This is a genomic window from Fontibacillus forbon (assembly GCF_046559655.1).
Lineage (GTDB): Bacteria > Bacillota > Bacilli > Paenibacillales > Paenibacillaceae > Fontibacillus.
In genome coordinates, this window is the sequence record NZ_JBKGFV010000004.1 from 647,177 (window position 1) to 664,223 (window position 17,047).

At 50.3% G+C, this 17,047-nt stretch carries 17 protein-coding genes; 9 read left to right on the plus strand and 8 right to left on the minus strand.

Annotation, left to right across the window (positions count from 1 at the left end; all coding sequences use genetic code 11):
• Positions 1-5: 5 nt before the first annotated feature.
• The 4 genes from ACLB09_RS18495 to ACLB09_RS18510 form a co-directional block, all read right to left on the minus strand.
• Positions 6-1,634 (minus strand): ABC transporter substrate-binding protein, encoded by a 1,629-nt coding sequence (locus tag ACLB09_RS18495; protein WP_410771330.1) that lies wholly within the window; start codon positions 1,632-1,634, stop codon positions 6-8.
• Positions 1,635-1,739: 105 nt separating this feature from the next.
• A complete protein-coding gene (locus ACLB09_RS18500) occupies positions 1,740-2,636 on the minus strand; it encodes a carbohydrate ABC transporter permease (protein WP_410771331.1) in 897 nt (298 codons plus the stop codon).
• A gap of 11 nt (positions 2,637-2,647) precedes the next feature.
• Positions 2,648-3,562: an ABC transporter permease gene (locus tag ACLB09_RS18505; protein ID WP_410771332.1), complete on the minus strand. Its 915-nt coding sequence runs from the start codon at positions 3,560-3,562 to the stop codon at positions 2,648-2,650.
• A gap of 288 nt (positions 3,563-3,850) precedes the next feature.
• Positions 3,851-4,699, minus strand: coding sequence for an AraC family transcriptional regulator (locus ACLB09_RS18510; protein WP_410771333.1), 849 nt, complete (start codon positions 4,697-4,699; stop codon positions 3,851-3,853).
• Positions 4,700-4,848: 149 nt separating this feature from the next.
• Between ACLB09_RS18510 and ACLB09_RS18515 the strand changes: the two genes are divergently transcribed.
• Together ACLB09_RS18515 and ACLB09_RS18520 are read left to right on the plus strand one after the other, a co-directional pair.
• Positions 4,849-5,790 (plus strand): MTP-1 family protein, encoded by a 942-nt coding sequence (locus ACLB09_RS18515; RefSeq protein WP_410771334.1) that lies wholly within the window; start codon positions 4,849-4,851, stop codon positions 5,788-5,790.
• Between the two features lie 346 nt (positions 5,791-6,136).
• A complete protein-coding gene (locus tag ACLB09_RS18520) occupies positions 6,137-7,210 on the plus strand; it encodes a substrate-binding domain-containing protein (RefSeq protein ID WP_410771335.1) in 1,074 nt (357 codons plus the stop codon).
• Between the two features lie 80 nt (positions 7,211-7,290).
• On the opposite strand, the gene ACLB09_RS18525 is transcribed toward ACLB09_RS18520, so the two are convergent.
• Positions 7,291-7,965, minus strand: coding sequence for an SOS response-associated peptidase (locus tag ACLB09_RS18525; RefSeq protein WP_410771336.1), 675 nt, complete (start codon positions 7,963-7,965; stop codon positions 7,291-7,293).
• Positions 7,966-8,025: 60 nt separating this feature from the next.
• Positions 8,026-8,853 (minus strand): AraC family transcriptional regulator, encoded by an 828-nt coding sequence (locus ACLB09_RS18530; RefSeq protein ID WP_410771337.1) that lies wholly within the window; start codon positions 8,851-8,853, stop codon positions 8,026-8,028.
• Between the two features lie 221 nt (positions 8,854-9,074).
• On the opposite strand from ACLB09_RS18530, the gene ACLB09_RS18535 reads away from it, so the two are divergent.
• The 4 genes from ACLB09_RS18535 to ACLB09_RS18550 are packed head-to-tail and all read left to right on the plus strand — an operon-like array spanning position 9,075 to position 13,336.
• Entirely contained in the window at positions 9,075-10,238 is a 1,164-nt protein-coding gene (locus tag ACLB09_RS18535) for a Gfo/Idh/MocA family protein (RefSeq protein WP_410771338.1), read from the plus strand.
• A gap of 58 nt (positions 10,239-10,296) precedes the next feature.
• Positions 10,297-11,145 carry a sugar phosphate isomerase/epimerase family protein gene (locus tag ACLB09_RS18540; protein WP_410771339.1) on the plus strand — a complete coding sequence of 283 codons (849 nt, stop codon included), beginning with the start codon at positions 10,297-10,299 and terminating at the stop codon, positions 11,143-11,145.
• Between the two features lie 15 nt (positions 11,146-11,160).
• Positions 11,161-12,276 (plus strand): Gfo/Idh/MocA family protein, encoded by a 1,116-nt coding sequence (locus ACLB09_RS18545; protein WP_410771340.1) that lies wholly within the window; start codon positions 11,161-11,163, stop codon positions 12,274-12,276.
• Between the two features lie 16 nt (positions 12,277-12,292).
• The gene (locus tag ACLB09_RS18550; RefSeq protein ID WP_410771341.1) at positions 12,293-13,336 is read left to right on the plus strand and encodes a Gfo/Idh/MocA family protein; all 1,044 of its coding nucleotides are present in this window, start codon (positions 12,293-12,295) and stop codon (positions 13,334-13,336) included.
• 81 nt (positions 13,337-13,417) lie between these two features.
• Here the strand turns inward: ACLB09_RS18550 and ACLB09_RS18555 are convergent, their stop codons facing one another.
• Positions 13,418-14,260: an aldo/keto reductase gene (locus ACLB09_RS18555; RefSeq protein ID WP_410771342.1), complete on the minus strand. Its 843-nt coding sequence runs from the start codon at positions 14,258-14,260 to the stop codon at positions 13,418-13,420.
• A gap of 187 nt (positions 14,261-14,447) precedes the next feature.
• Here ACLB09_RS18555 and ACLB09_RS18560 point away from each other — a divergent pair, with 187 nt between their 5' ends.
• Positions 14,448-14,816, plus strand: coding sequence for a hypothetical protein (locus ACLB09_RS18560; protein WP_410771343.1), 369 nt, complete (start codon positions 14,448-14,450; stop codon positions 14,814-14,816).
• Positions 14,817-14,883: 67 nt separating this feature from the next.
• Here ACLB09_RS18560 and ACLB09_RS18565 read toward each other — a convergent pair whose 3' ends face one another.
• Positions 14,884-15,168, minus strand: coding sequence for a DUF6809 family protein (locus tag ACLB09_RS18565; protein WP_410771344.1), 285 nt, complete (start codon positions 15,166-15,168; stop codon positions 14,884-14,886).
• 105 nt (positions 15,169-15,273) lie between these two features.
• On the opposite strand from ACLB09_RS18565, the gene ACLB09_RS18570 reads away from it, so the two are divergent.
• Complete coding sequence (locus ACLB09_RS18570; RefSeq protein ID WP_410771345.1) at positions 15,274-15,498, plus strand: helix-turn-helix domain-containing protein; 225 nt, start codon at positions 15,274-15,276, stop codon at positions 15,496-15,498.
• 522 nt (positions 15,499-16,020) lie between these two features.
• On the plus strand, positions 16,021-17,031 hold the full coding sequence (locus ACLB09_RS18575; protein WP_410771346.1) for a hypothetical protein: 1,011 nt from the start codon (positions 16,021-16,023) through the stop codon (positions 17,029-17,031).
• Positions 17,032-17,047 lie beyond the last annotated feature (16 nt).

Below are 17,047 nucleotides of genomic sequence, written 5' to 3' on the forward strand. Positions count from 1 at the left end.
AACCCTTAGTTTCCTAGCGCTCTTTGTGCGGCATCGTTATAGATTTTCAGCGCCTCGTCGATGTTGCCCATTTTGTTGACCTTATCGATGAATGCCTGCCAATTGTCGAAGCTGCTCTTGCCCGCCACGAATTTGGCCTGTTCTTCCGTAACGAACGTCTTGATCGGGTTCATGATCTCCGAGACCCGCTGGCTTTCGCTGCCCGTGAGTTGAATCGACGGCTCGCTCAACCAGGAAGGAACGTAGTCGTTCTCGGGCATCGGCAGACTCGTCAGGAATTCCGCCTTCTCGATCGGAACCTCTTCATATTTGCCGTTAAATACCGTATAGTCCGTCGCGGCAAAATCCACGAACGCTCTTGCGTCGCTCACCATCTGCAAACCGGGGTTATAATTCCGGCTTGCGCGCATGCCGTATTTATCGCCTTCCAGCCAGGGATCCTTGGCCGTTTTCAGCGAGTCGACAAAGGTCGGAACGCCGTCTTCCCCGATCGTATAGGTCGTGCCCTCGATGCCCCAAGTAATAAGCTCGATCATTTCATCCGAATATTGATAATCGATGAATTTGATCAATTCTTCGGGGTTTTTCACTTTCGAGCTTACGCCGTAGACGCCCCAGCCCAAGTCGGGGGTATTGCCGTTTACGACCTCTTGCCAGGCCTTTCCGTACTTCGGATTGTCAGGATACAGCGAAACCGCGAAAATCTTCCCGTCGTTGGCCGTTCTAGTGTACTCGGCAGGCGTCGTAAACCACTGCGTCAGCCACATAAAGTTGTCGCCGTTCAGCGCTTTTCTTTTTACCGTATCGTCCGTATCAATGGTGTACTCCGGATCCAGCAGCTTCTCCGAATACAGCTTATTCGCAAATTGGAGCGCATCTTTATAGCCTTCATCCAGAACCCCGTATACGTATTTCTCGCCGTCCCAGAAAATTTCGTCCCGGATATGGTTCGCGGAGAACAGCGATCTCAAGCTATTCCATTTGGTCGCGACGGGATATTTGTCGGGGTAGAGCTCTTTAAGCTTTTTGGCCGCCTCGTAGAATTCATCGAGCGTTTCCGGAACTTTGATGTTATTGGCCTCGAACACGTCATAGCGGTAAGCGGACGTATTCTGGATGAGCATGCCGCGGTCCTCGGGGAATCTGGGCGTGGAGGTTTCTTTGAAGGTGTACATTTTGCCCTCGGCATCCGTTACCCGCTTCATCCCGTTCTTTACCTTGCCAATGTAGTTCATATAGTTCGGCATCAAATCTTTATACTGGCTCAACTCGAGGAGCTGGCCCTGTTCGGCCATTTCGGTCGTATCATAGAATAAAGGCGTCACGAAGAAGTCCGTCAGATCGTCGCTTGCGATCATAAGCTTGACCTTCTCGTCATACTCGGAAGACGGAATATAGTTGTATTTGATTTCTACCTTCTTGCCCATATAAGCTTCCATGCGTTTGTGCCATTCCTTGCCCACCAGACTGTTCGGATTGTCCACGCCGCTCGCAGGCAGCGTCACCGAGAAGCGCACCACTTCCTGGCCCTGATCGTCTCCCTTGGCGGCAGAATTTTTGGAATCCTTCGAACATCCGGAAAAAACCATCAGCGCGGCTAACCCAAGGATCAGCATTTTTGCCAGTTTGTTCATTCAATTTCCCCCTATTTCGTACGATAAACCGCTTTTTCAAATCCACAATCCGCTTGCAAGGCACACTCTGCGCACTCACCTCCTTACACAGCTGTCATCCGCCCCTCAGCCTTTGATCGAGCCGACGAATATTCCTTTGGTGAAATGCTTCTGGAAGAACGGGTAAATGCACATGATCGGAAACATGGTAATAATAATGACGCTCATTCGTACCGCCTTCGGATCGAGCGTGTCTCCCGGGCCATTTACGGCTACCGAGCCGCCGCCGATCCGCCCTTGAATCGCAGTCGTATCCAAGGTGAACAGGTAATTTCTCAACACCATCTGCAAAGGATACTTATCCTGGTCCCGCAAGTAGATCAAAGCTTCGAACCAGCCGTTCCAGCTTCCGACCAGACCGAATAGCGCAAAGGTCGCAAACAGCGCCTTCGACAACGGGAGGATGATCTTGAACAGAACGACCAAATCGTTCGCCCCGTCGATATAGGCGGAGTCCTTCAGCTCGGCGGGAATGTTCAGAAAGAAGGTTCGGAACAGAAACACGTTGTAAGCGCTGATCGCGCCGGGAAGAATCATGACCCAAACCGTGTCCAGCAGGTTCAGACCGCGCATAAGCAGATAGGTCGGAATCAAGCCTCCGCCAAAAAACATCGTGATCATGAGAAAGATGGTAAGAAATTTTTTGCCCGCAAATCCCGGGATCGTGAGCGGGTAGGCCATTAATGCCGTAAACAGCAGCATGATGCCCGTAGAACCGACCGCGTAAATGATCGAGTTCAGATACCCTTTGAAAATGTAAGGATCGTTAAATACCGTCGTATAAGCTTCCAGGTTAAATCCCTTAGGCCAAATCGTTACGCTCCCGGAGGAGATGTAACGCGTGCCGCTTAGCGATGTCGCGATAATGTTCAGGATCGGATACAGCACGACAACCAGGATGAATAGCATGATAAGAAGATTTATGGCATCGAAAGTTCTGGAACCTAAGCTAGCTTTTTTCAAAATCCCACCACCTAGAACAAACTCGTCTCTGATACTTTCCGGCTTATCCAATTCGTTAAGAAAAGAATCGTAAAGGAAATCACCGACATGAATAATCCGATGGCCGTCGTGTATTCGTATTGCGCGCCCAGTATACCTTGGCGATAAACATAGGATCCTATGACATCCGCCACTTCGTAAGTCTCAGGCGAATAGAGCAGAATGATCTTCTGGAAATCGTTCCCGAGGATTCCCCCCACGGCGAAGATCAGCAAAATAATCGTGGTCGGCTTGAGCGACGGCCAGGTGACGTTCAAAACCTTCCTCCATCGGCCTGCACCGTCTACCTCGGCTACGTCGTAGAGCGTAGGATCTATTCCGCTTAATGCGGCAAGATAGATGATCGTGCCGAACCCGACGCCCTGCCATATGCCGGAAGAGATGAAGATGGTCCGGAAATAGCCGGGCTCGAGAAGGAACATGATCGGATCTCCGCCGAAGAAGCCGACGATTTTGTTAAACAATCCGTCTCTCGCCGTAAATTCCTTAAGCAGCCCCGCAACGATGACGACCGAAATAAAATGCGGGAAATAAGAAACCGTCTGTACGAGCTTCTTAAAGCGCTTGTTTTTCAGTTCATTAAACAACAGGGCCAATATGATCGGCGCCGGAAACGACCATAATAAAGTATACAAACCCAGAAGCAACGTGTTCTTCAAAACCCTGAACGCCATGGGATCGTGAAAGAAGGAAGTGAAGTACTTGAACCCCACCCACTCGCTTCCCCAGATTCCCTTGGAAGCGTTGAAGTCTTTGAAAGCGATTAAAATTCCGTACATCGGAAAATAGTGAAAAATCAATATCGTCAGAAAACCGGGAAGCACCATGAGGTAGAGATAGCGGTGCTTGTAGATTCTGGCCGCCAGCCTGTTATTGGTTGTCTTCAAAGAAACACCTCCTGACTGTTAACATGTTGTGATCGGTTACGGCCGATACTACGGGTCGCGGACGCATAAGCCCTTCCATTGGGTTCGCCTTATATGTAAGCGCATTCATTTCACCTCCAGGCTGTATCCTAACGTTCGTCGAAAACGCTTTTGCCTTCGGCTACCGTCCCCTACAGATATGAGCATCATGGTGTCTCACAAGTTGTTATGCTAAGTAGAAAATAACACATACTATTTAACTCGTCAACACATCCGAACTAATTAAATTCCGGACGATAATTAAGTATACTATCTGCGGATAATCCCGAACTGACGATATAAATGCGGCGTTAGGCTATGTCTCCGCTTGAACAAGTCGTAGAAATAACTGACATTATCCAGCCCGATCTCCAGACTGATGTCCAAGATGTCCATATCCGTATTCAGGAGCAAGTTCTCGGCATAGGACATTCTTAATTCATTAATATACTGGGTCGGGGACATCCCGAGATGCTTCCTGAACATTCTGCATACGTAGGCATGCGATTTGCCCGATATTTGGACAAGCGCAGCCGTTCCCCGCGTGAAGTGCTCCTTTTTTCCCGCTTCCCGGCATAGCGCCCTAAACCATTCCGGCTGTCCGTTTAGTTCGATGTGTTCCCCTTCGGCCTTAATGTACCGGGAGAACAGGTCGGTCAGGATGGCTCTTACCTCCGCTTTGAGTGCCGGCTTCTTCTCCTGCGGAATCAGACTGAGCTGGTCCAGCCGGTACCGCACATATTCCTTTTCCGTTTTGGACAGCAAGGTCGACGGCGGCATGGCCGGCTCAAGCAACCTTTCGCTCGGGAACCCTTCTCCCAGGAAAGCGATCAGGTCGTCCAGGACCTCCCGATGGAACGACAAATTGATAAACCGGCAATCGCTATCCTTCGTCTGCTCATAGTAATGAACGTCCCGGTCCCGTATGAACACGAGCATATTTTCCTCCAGCAGCTGCCGGTTGCCGTTTATGACATGCACGACGCTTCCCTTCAGGATAAGAAACAATTCGAAAAAATCGTGCGTATGCATGCCGATCGTATCGCGCACCGAAGCGATCAGCCGATAGTGGGCCTGAATTTCAGCATCGATGCCGTCCGCCGCCAGTAACTTTAACATAGCGATATCCTCCTTGTTCGTAGATTGACCATGACAGGTTCCTCCGATGTCAAAACACCATAATGCATTCAAAAATGGAGCAAGATTTGGGGCAAAGCTATCGATTAAGATAGAATCGTTATTGAAGCCCGAAAGGAGATTTGCCAGATATGAACTTAATGGAACTGCGTCAGCAATTCGAAGCCGGCAAACGCGTTTACGAAAGCGCCAAGCTTGTCTTCCGCGGAGTCGAAGGCTTCGATGTCTACAATCCTTCGATCCCGTTTGAGTGGAACGGCAAGCGCTACATTTACGGACGCGTGGAAAGACGCCATGAGTGGGCAAGGTCTTGGGTTCGCCTGTTCGAGCAGAGCGGTCCCGACGAGTGGACAGCCGTGCCGGATACGATGATTTATCAGCTTGAAGACCCTTATATTAGCGTAATCGGCAAACAAATCGTATTGGGCGGCACGCATGTGCGTAACAAGCAGGGACGGCTCGATACGTTTTACGGATATTTCTACAAAGGCCGCGATCTTCATGATCTCTACTACTTCACGACCGGGCCGGACTATATGAAGGACATTCGGCTGGTAGAGCTCCGGGACGGCAAGATCGGCGTCTTCTCGCGACCGCGCGGCGAAGAGGTGCGCAAGGAATTCGGAAGCGAATCCTTAGTGGGATTCACCGTCATCGACAGCCTCGACGACCTGTCTCCGGAAGTCATCGAGAACGCCCCTTATATCCGCGGACTGTTCCAAAAGGATGAGTGGGGCGGCTGCAACCAGGCCTACTTGCTCGAAAGCGGGAAGATCGGCGTCATCGGACATATCTGCTATGCCCAGGGAGATACATCCACCTATATGAACATGGCTTTCGTAGTGGACCCGCAGACCAACCAATTCTCGGATTTGAAAATCATCGGCACCCGTCCTTGTTATCCGGATGGCCCCGCCAAAAAGCTGCATCTGACCGACTGCGCCTTCACCGCCGGCATCGAAATGCGTCCCGACGGCAAGGTCAATCTGTACAGCGGCATCGGCGATACCGAAGCGGGCCGCATCGTGATCGACTACCCGTTCGAGAAGGAAGGCGCCATCGTAACCTTCTAGACGAAACAACTCAAGTATCGAGCTGCCGGATTGCCCGGCGGCTCTTTTTTGTCGTTGGCGGCGCGAGGTGGCGTAAATAGGGCATTCTTCATATTTGCAAGGTGTCTCCCCCACTTTTAAGTTATTATGATAAGTTAAGCAAAACACATACTTTATTTGACCTCATAGTAATACAGACGTTCCCGAAATTCAAACCTTTTATCTCATTTCGCTCCCTTTTCTGCCTGATTTCTGAAAATAACCTATCCATTCGACAAAACTTTTTCCCGGGTACGCTCCAAGTACGTATACTTTTTAAAGCGATATGCGCTATAATTGAGGAAATGTTAATACGAGGTGAACCTACTTGAGCAAGAAGGACTTGGCTCTGCCAAAGTACCAGATGGTGAAAGACTATGTCTTATCCCAGATCGAGAATCAGGAATTTACGAAGGACGACCGGATTCCCAGCGAATCGGAATTTTCCAAGCTGCTGGATGTCAGCTCCATCACCGTCCGTAAGGCGTTGTCGGAGCTGGTGAACGAGGGCGTGATCTACCGCGTCAGAGGGAAGGGAAGCTTCGTGGCCAGCCAGGCGGCCGTCCCGGAAAAGACCTCCAATCTGGTGGCCTTCGTCATCTCCGGCATCGACCTGTACGATAGTTCGTATATGCAGATCATGAGGGGCATTCAATCCTTTCTGGGCAAGCAGGGCTGCAAACTGATCATCGAATTCGTGGAAAACGACTTCGACCAGGAGCGGGAGCTTGTTCTGGAGCTGATTCAAACGGAACTAAGAGGTATTCTCATCTATTCCTCCAATCCCGAAGCGGCGAAGGGCTATCTCGGGGAAATTCGCAAAAAAGCGATTCCGTTCGTGATGCTCGACCGTTCCCCTTCCGGCTATCCGGTCAACGTCGTCACCTGCAACAACCACGACGGAGCTTATGAAGCCGTAGAATACTTGATCAAGCAAGGTCATCGCCGAATCGGATTCGCGGCTTACGACTACCACCTGAGCCCGGAGGTTGACAGATACAACGGTTATTACAACGCCATGTCGAACGCGTCCCTTCCGATCCCCGAATCGCTCTTGTTCCTGGACAAGGAATTGGACTACGCCGCGCTGGCGCGCCTTATCCGAAGCGGAGAGCTGACCGCCCTGTTCTGCGCCAACGACAAACGGGCCCTGGAGGTAATCGAACAGCTCACCGCACTCGACATTCGGATTCCCGAACAAGTATCCCTCATGGGCTTTGACGATTTCGAAAGCTCCAAATTCGCCAAGGTCGCCTTGAGCACGGTAAAGCAATATTTCGACGTCCTCGGCTACGAGAGCGCCAAGCTGCTGTTTGAAATTACCGAAGGCTCGTCTTACGGCAACAAGAAAGTCATGCTGCCTACAAGCTTGGTGATACGGGATACGATTAAGGCGGTTTGAGGGCAGACGTTGTCTCCCTCCTATAAGAAAGACCACCCTTGAGGGGTGGTCTTTCTTCGCTTTAAAAATATTGCGGAGGATCAGCGCTTGACCCAAGCCCGCTCCAAATCCATTTCCCGAAGGCATTCCTCCGTATCGTACCTGTTATTGTCGATCAGCGGCGTGACCGCGTAGGCATGCATCTCTACGGAGGTATGGGGGCGAAGAATCGGATCCAGCGCATGAAAATCTTGCGTCTCCTCATCGAGCCACCGGGCCACGCCTTCCGGCGATAAGATCGCCGGCATGCGGCTCTCGAATTCGCCGATCAGCGGGTTAGCTTCCGTCATGACCAGGGTGAAGGTGCGCAGCGGCTCTCCGCGCGTATCCCGCCAAATTTCGTACAAGCCGGCAACCCCAAACATGCCACGGTTTTTCATGACGACCCTTACCGGGTACGACTTCTTGCCTTCTTGCTTCCAATAGTAAAACCCGTTGCACGGGATGACGCATCGCTGCTTGTCCACCAATTTGCGATAGGTCGGGTTCTGGTGAACCTTCCGGAGATCCGCGTTGACCGCATCTTTGCCCCAGTAAGGAATGAATCCCCAGCGGAACTCGTCCAGAATCCGCTCCCCGTTCTGCTGCAGCACGACATGCGTATGCTGCGTAGGGCTCACGTTATAGCGATTTTTATAGTAGTACATCACCCGCTCGACTTGAAAATGCTCCTGCACTTCCGGCAGCTCCGCCGTCATGGAGAAACGTTGACACATGAATAATCGCCTCCCGTTATTTTCCACAGTGTTTGCAGAAGGAGGAAAATTATTCATGCATTACCGCGTACAAGCCCGATACGAGGTTGGCGATATGCCCGCATGACTCTTGAACTGGCGGGAAAAATGCGCTAGCTGCATGCCCAGTTGCTCGGCAATATCGGCAATGCTCGTATCCGTGAAAGTCAGTAGCCGCTTGGCTTCCTCCATCCGCTTTTGCTGCACGTAATGCATAGGGGTGACTCCCATGATCTTTTTGAAATAAGGAATGAAATAGTTCGGATGCAAATGTACGAGGTGGGCTAACGCTTCGATCTCGATAGACTCGCACAGATGCTCCTGAATATATGCCAGCACTTTTCCCAGCTTGTTTCGTTCCGTCATCTGCATGTAATCCTTCAAATAATCGTGATACCCTCCCTCTTCCAGACAGCAAGCAATCAAATTCAGCAGGCAGGCCTGCATCCGCAGCCCGGCAAAAGGGCCGCCGCTTTGAAATTGGTGAATCATCTCTTCAAACGTCATACGGACATACTCCGGATTACGCACATTGCTGATATAAAGCTTACTCCCCGCATGAAATAGCGGCCAGCCTCCCACCTGGGCATCGAAATGGCAAAAATATCTGGAATACGGATTGTCCGGATTAGTGTACGTGGTTTGGCTGGAACCCGCAGGCATGATCATCAATTGATTGGGACGCGGATAATACGTCTCGCCATTGATCATGACGGAGCCTTCCCCTTGAGGAATGAAATACAGCCGGTTAAAGCTCGGGGACAGCTCCGTCCGGTTCCAGCCCGGAAGACCGCTTTTCAGTTGGGCATGCGTTACGGTCACGGTCAAGCTTTCGGGCATTCTTCCGGCCAGAAGCTCCATTTCATTCATCCTTTCTCCCCGTCCTCTCTGTGGATTCCTCTTCTCTGTTGATTGTAGCATTGCGAGCGAAATTTAACACATTCACCTTAATTTTGTGCAAAAGACGCTTAATCTTTGTCATTCTCATTCCCGAATATTCAAGCTAAGCTAAGAGCGACAAATAGAAATCCAACCTTATATATGCGTGCGTCAATTATGACTGGATTAAAGAAAGGCAGGGATCAATCAATATGGACAAAGTACGGTTTGGCATCATCGGCATCGGGAATATGGGCTCCGCCCATGCGTTAAGCCTGATCCACGATATTCAGGGAGCCGAGTTGACTGCGGTATGCGATATAAATCCCAAGCGGCTGCAATGGGCAAAGGAGCATCTCCCCGCCCAAGTGCTTGCCTTCGGAAATCCCGATGATTTCATGGCTTCTCATGCCATGGATGCGGTTCTGATCGCAACGCCGCATTATGATCATCCCACCTTGGCGGCACAGGCACTTGAAAGCGGTTACCATGTGTTGATTGAAAAGCCCGCCGGCGTCTACACCAAGGCGGTCCGGGAGATGAACCGCGCGGCTGAAGCCTCTGGCAAGCTGTTCGGCATCATGTACAACCAGCGGACCAACCCGCTCTATGCCAAGCTGCGCGAGCTGGTGTTATCCGGGGAGCTCGGCGAGATTCGCCGAACGAATTGGATTATTACGAACTGGTATCGTTCGCAGAGCTATTACGATTCCGGCGGCTGGCGCGCCACTTGGGCCGGCGAAGGCGGCGGCGTGCTGCTTAATCAGGATCCGCACCAGCTCGACCTCTGGCAATGGACGACCGGGATGATGCCGGCACGGATTCGCGCTTTTTGCCACTTCGGCAAATACCGGAACATCGAGGTCGAGGATGACGTCACCGCTTATGTTGAATATAGCAACGGCGCCACGGGGCTGTTCGTGACCACAACCGGCGAAGCGCCCGGGACGAATCGCTTTGAGCTGACCGGGGATCACGGAAAAATCGTCGTCGAGGACGGCAAGCTGACCTTTTGGCGGCTGCGGGTGCCTGAGCCTCAGTTTAACGCGGAATTTACGGGCGGATTCGGCCAACCCGAATGCTGGAAATGCGAGATTCCGGTCGGCGAGGGGGAAGGTTCGCAGCATAAAGGCATTTTGCGGAATTTTACGAACGCCATTCTGCACGGCGAGCCGTTGTTGGCTCCGGGAGAGGAAGGCATTCACGGCTTGACGCTGTCCAATGCCATGCATTTGTCGTCCTGGACCGAGGATTGGGTGAATCTGCCGCTGGATGAGGATTTGTACCACGCCAAGCTGCTGGAGAAGATCGAAGCTTCAACCTTCCGTAAACATAGCGCAGACGGCAAAACGCTCGATGTTTCGGGTACGCATTAGCATTAAGCCGTGAAAGTTTAAAACCAAACCAAGCGATTTCAAGGAGGTTCAACCCGCGATGAAACTGTCCGTATTTACCGTAGCAACACCGGATCTCACCCCGGAGGAGTTAGTTCAAGCAGCCCGGGAAGCCGGACTCCATGGGGTGGAATGGCGATACAAGGAAATTCCGGCCGATGCGACCGGGGAAGCGCCGTCCTACTGGCGCAATAATCTGTGCTCCATTGATCCGTCTCTATCAGACGACGAGTTGCTGCGCTTCAAGCATCTTACCGAAGACGCGGGCCTGGAGATGGTCAGCGTCACTCCCTACCTGAATCACCTCGGTCTGGAGGAGACCGAGCAAGCCTTCCATGCCGCTCGTCTGCTGGGGGCGAAGATGATTCGCGTCGGAGCCGCCGGTTATGGCGATGGCACACCCTATCCCGAGCTTTACGACAAGACCGTCCGCTATCTGAAGGAAGCCGAGCGGCTTGCCAAACAATACGGTGTCAAAGGGGTCGTAGAGACGCACCATTTTACCATTGCCCCCAGTGCCGGCCTGGCTCATCGGCTTGTCAGCCACTGCGATCCCGACCTCATAGGCGTCTTGTTCGACCCCGGGAACATGGTGTATGAAGGCTACGAGCAATTCAAGTTGGGACTCGAGCTGCTTGGTCCGTATCTGGCCCATGTTCATATCAAAAATGCCGCTTGGGTCGAAACCGGCAAACGCAAGGACGGAACGTCCGAATGGCGCTGTGAATGGGCCTCCCTGCATAACGGAGCCGTCGATATCGGCCGGTTGCTGGCGGATTTGAAGTCCGTTCACTACAACGGCTATCTCGGCATCGAAGACTTCAGCGGCACCTGGAATTCCGGAGCTATGCTTCGGCAGTTTGCCGAATTCATTCAGGAGCGAATCTAAGGAGGGTACGTATCTATGCCATCGGATGCTAACGGACATGTCGAATCTTTTCAGACCCGCGACGGAATGAACTATGCGCCAAAAGGGCGGCCCAATCCGGTCGTGCAGCCGGGCGAGTTCGTCTTTGCCGCCGCTGCCCTGGATCACGGACATATTTATGGCATGACCGGCGGATTGATCGAGGGCGGAGCGACCCTGAAATGGGTCTATGATCCGGATCCGGCCAAAGTACAGGCCTTTCTGAAATCCTATCCGCAGGCCGATCCGGCCGCCAGTCTTGAACAAATCCTTGGCGACCCGGAGGTTCGGCTCGTTGCCGCCGCAGCGGTCCCCTCCGAACGAGGCCCCTTAGGGCTCCAGGTGATGGATGCGGGCAAGGATTACTTCACCGACAAGGCGCCGTTCACCAGCCTGGAGCAATTGGAGGCGGCCCGCCTGAAGGTAGAGCGGACCGGCCGGAAATATGCGGTTTACTACAGCGAGCGCCTGCATGTGGAATCTGCGGTTTACGCCGGGCAACTGATTCAGCAGGGGGCCATTGGCCGGGTGCTGCAAATTACCGGATTCGGTCCGCACCGGTTAAATGCCCCTTCCAGGCCGTCCTGGTTTTTTGAAAAAGACAAGTACGGCGGCATTCTCTGCGACATCGGCAGCCATCAGATCGAGCAATTTCTGTTCTACTCCGGCTGCAAGGATGCCGAGGTGGTGCACAGCAAGGTCGCCAACTATAACCATGCCGAATACCCGGAGCTGGAGGATTACGGCGACGCGACGCTGGTCGGCGATAACGGAGCGACCCAATACTTCCGGGTTGACTGGTTTACGCCGGACGGACTAAGTACCTGGGGAGACGGTCGGACCTTCATTCTGGGAACCGATGGATACATCGAGCTGCGAAAGTATACCGACATTGCCCGGGATGCGGCGGGAGACCATGTCTATCTGGTCAATAAGGACGGAGAACAGCATTTTGCCGTTCGCGGACAGGTCGGATTTCCTTACTTCGGAGAGTTGATCCTGGATTGCATCCACCGGACCGAACGTGCGATGACTCAGGAGCATGCTTTTAAAGCCGCAGAACTCTGCCTGAAGGCACAGAACCAGGCGCTTCGTCTCACTACATCTCTATAGACGGGAAGGATGCATCATGAGAGATCAAATCGGTTCGGCCATTGTCGGTGCCGGTGGTATATCCCCTCTTCATGCCGACAGTATAGCCAAATTGAACGGTGTTCATCTAAAGATGATCGTGGACAGTGATCCGGCCAGGGCCGCACAAGCCGCCGAAAGATATCATTGTGAGGCAGCCGGCGATATACAAACGCTACTGGACCGGGAAGATATTCAGGTCGTGCATCTATGCACGCCCCATCACCTCCACGCCGGGATGGCGATCGACTTGCTCCGCTCAGGCAAGCATGTACTCACGGAAAAGCCAATGGCTCATCATCTCCACGCTGCAGAGGCTTTGCTCCGGGAAGCAAGCCAAAGCCCGGCCCAACTGGGCATTGCCTTTCAAAACCGTTATAACGCCTCCTCCCGGAAAATCCGCGAGATCATCGACGCCGGAACGCTGGGACGTCTGCTTGGTCTTAAAGGCATCGTCACCTGGGATCGAGGCCCGGCTTATTATACTTCCAGCCCTTGGCGCGGACGCTGGGCGACCGAAGGCGGCGGCGTGCTGATCAACCAGGCGATTCATACCCTCGACCTGCTTCAATGGTTCGGCGGCGAGGTGGCTTCCATTCATGGCAGCGCAAGCACCGATGCCCTGGGCGACACCATTGAGGTCGAGGATACGGCGCATGCCCACATCCGGTTTACCAACGGGGCCCGGGCCTTGTTTTATGCCACGAACGCCTATGTCTCCAATTCCCCGGTAGAGCTGGAGCTGGTGTTCGAACAAGGGGTGCTCCAGCAGCGTAACGATTGCTTGCACCTCATTCAGCACGGCTCCGAAACTCTGCTGTGTGAGCCCCCTGCCACCTTGGACGAACAAGGTCTGGTTACGGGTAAATCCTATTGGGGCACCAGCCATCAGCTGCTGATCAAAGACTTCTACGATCATGTCCGAAGCGGGACCCGCTTCCCGATTCACGCCGGGGAAGGCATCAAAACCATGCGGTTGATTGCCGATCTGTACGCTTCTTCCCAAGCGCAAGCCATTAAGATGAGCAACCGGCCTACTTAATTTATTCTTGAGCAAAAGGATGAGGCTCTAAAACGGCTATCCCAGCCGATTCAGAGCCTCGTTTTTTTTCTGTAATACCGTTTAAAACTCCTCGTACTCGCCCGGATCCTGACCCCACAATCGTCCGTCTTCCCGGTTAAACGAGGCGATGACCTCCATCTCCTCCGCCGTCAGCTCAAAATCGAAAATATCGAGATTATCTCTCTGATGCTGAAGAGAACCGGATTTCGGGATCGGAATCGCCCCCAGCTGGGTATGCCAGCACAGAATCACCTGGCCCCCCGTCTTTCCGTGAGCTTGTCCAATCTGGACGATCTTTTCATGCTCCACAATATCATTCCCGCGCCCGAGCGGGCTCCAGGATTCCGTCATGATCCCATGTTCCTTATGTTTCTCCCGCTGAACCGCCTGGTCAAAAAACGGATGCAGCTCCACCTGATTCATACTCGGCGCCACCCCGGTCTCCTTAATCAGGCGCTCCAAATGTTCGGGAAGGAAATTACTAACCCCGATCGACCGGATATATCCGCGCTTCCGGGCCTCAATCATCGCCTGCCAAGCTTCCACGAACTTATCCTGCTTGGGATTGGGCCAGTGGATCAAATAGAGATCATAATATTCCAGATCCGCGCGGTACAACGATTCCTCTATCGTTTCGAGCGCCTTTTTATAGTCATGATGTCGCCCCGGCAGCTTCGAACAAATCAGCAGCTCTTCCCTGGCAACGGAACTCTGCTTGATCGCCTTCCCGACAGCCCCTTCATTTTCATAATTAAAAGCCGAATCAATCAACCGATACCCCGCATCCATCGCGGCGGCCATCGCCTTAACGCCTTCTTCCCCTTTCAGACTATACGTGCCGAGCCCGATCGCGGGGACCTTCAAGCCATCATTAAGCGTATATTCCGGAATCTGTTGGTTCATGTAAACAGCCTCCTTACTGAGATGATTGAGATCTGATGATTCTATTATAAACATTCTTCAAAGGTTATTACCCATTGATGATACTAGAGTCGAGCGTATACCGTCCGTTGTTAAAATATAGAAGAGCCATTATAGTAGAATCAGATGTGATATTTTATACCGTCATGTAAATGAAGGGCAGGCAAACATGAAGCGCATACTATCAAATATGTTAACCAGCAAACCGGATATAAACACCATAAAAGAACAAAAGTGGGCTCTGAACACGGTGATGATTATTGGAGGATTCCTCATTGGGGCCGGGGTCGCCGATTGCTTTATGTCCATCAACCAACTGGATATAGATCAACTGGCCCGGGGCCTGACGATTTTCAGCGCCGGCGTTACCATTTGCGTATTAGTGGACAACACCAAAGCACAAAAAGCAACCAAAAAAATCCATCAGGAAACGCAGCTCCAATTGAACAACATAGAGAAGCAGCTTGAAGCGATCTGTCAGTCTCAGCAGGTAACGGAGAAGGAGGTTCAGGAGATAAGAAATGGCCTTCCGAAGTAGAATTCATAAATACATAAAGATCCAAGACATAAACACATAAAGAGCCAAGTATCGTATAGCCCAACAGTTAATCCGGATCAGCGGGGCCTGCCGCATATACCTCAAAGACCAACCCCGCCCCCAACCGAAACCCTTGTGCAAAAGAACCCGCCAGCTCCATTCCCTGAAGCTGCTGGTACAAATCAAACAAAGACTCAAGCTCTTCGAAATCATCTTCGGAGAGCTTTCTTTTCCACGACTCCATGGACTCGGATATTTGTCTGCTTAGTTGGCGATACTCGGGGTCTTGGGGGACGGTCGTTTCGCTAGGGATTAGCTTGCCGTAGTATAGAGATTCTAGAAGGGTGGGCATGGGGGCACCTCCGTTGATACGTATACAAGTACCACTATAAATAATATTTTACGGTACGCTTATACGTATAGTCAAGTCATTAATGAACTGTAAAGAGGTGCCGGAATGGGAAAAAAGGTAGTAGTTAAAATAGCAGAGCTAACCAAAGAACATCAAATTTCGCTAAGAGAGTTGTCTCGACGAGCCGACGTGCGCCATGCCGCACTAAGCGAGCTGTCTAATGGCAAACGTGAAAGCATTAATTTTAGCCATATTGAAAGAATTGCTGAGGCTTTAAATATAAGAGATATTCGGGAGATTATTGATTTGGTGGAGGATAAAATTGATTAATAAAACAGGATGGATATTATATGGGAGGTACTCTTTCTTAGCCAATAAAATTATACTTATTTATCTTCAACCCCCTCTTAGTTGAAAGTTATCGGCAGTATAAATATCAAAATTGGGTTGACTTACCATCGTTTATTGCCATTTTTCTTGATCCTTCAATTTCATCAGCAGAATGGACTTGCAAACGTCTGAATCGTAATGCTTATCGTTCATGTCATTCATCCCATCGCTTGTCTTGCGTAAAACGCTATCTATATCAAAGATCAGGCATCTTACTGCAGCCTTTCTAGCCACCCCGATCATCAACACATGAAAGTAGACAATCTTTTGGCCTCTGGAATTGGCATATCGCAGGAATATTACCTCACCATTTTTTCACATTTCTAGACTACTATCTTTTCGTTTTATTCTAGGCTGTAACATTTCTTAGCCGATACATCCTCGGATGTAGATGAAATTCAAACTAACTTGGCAGATCTACAAACTTTATCTATCATATATGTAAAAAAGGGGAGAATAACTTTGGCAAGAAGAAAAACCTATTCAATAGTTAAAAAACAAAACCAGATTAGGGTAGACCATGTTAAAGGGATGAGTGATGTTGCCTTCCTAGGCTTTCAGTGTTTTAATCCTGAATGTCAGCACTTTATTACTGTAAGAAAGGAACAGTATGAAAATGAACATGAGGTCACTTGTCCTGTTTGTGGTTTTGTTATGTATGAAGGTGGAGAATCTATTTTTTATGACTATGAATTAGAGCAAACAGATAACGGAGTGAGTGTTATTTTAGAAAAAGGGCAATTTACAATTTATCACGAGGAATATATTGCAGAGGCATTAGAGTACAAATACTGTATCGTTTGTAACACCTTAAAACCTTTATCTGCTTTTGGCCACCACAAAACAAGAAATACAGGTAGACAGGGTGAGTGTCGAGTTTGCAAAAACAAATACAATAGTATTAAAAATCAGACTCGTATAAGTGACCAACATCGTGAGTCAGCGCAAAAAAGAAGGTTATATGTTGAATTGTCAGGTCATTCTAAACTTGATAGTAATGCCGTCTACGAAAGATTTAACCACCATTGCTTCAAATGTAATGAAGACTTATCAGATGTTGAAACAATCGAAAAAAATTTAGACCATACTTTACCAGTTTATTACTTATATCCATTGGATACAGCTAATGCAACACTTCTTTGTAGAACCTGCAATGGCGAAAAATCTGGAAGCTGGCCCAGTGAATTTTATACAAATAATGAAATAAGAAGATTATCTGTGTTAACAGGAATTCCGTATGAATTAATGGCTGGCGAGCCAGGATATAATCAAATCGCATTAGAGAAATTAAAAGATCCAGACATCGTAGACGACCTCTTAGTTAAATACAGTAAATATATTGATGAGCTTATCAAATTAAGAAACAGAATAAAACATGATACTGGAGTGGACTTTTTTGATTATTCCTCAAAAATATCAGATACTTGGATAAACGCTGCTAATCAACAATATCAACAAAAATACAACAGATAAAAAAAGGTGGGCATAA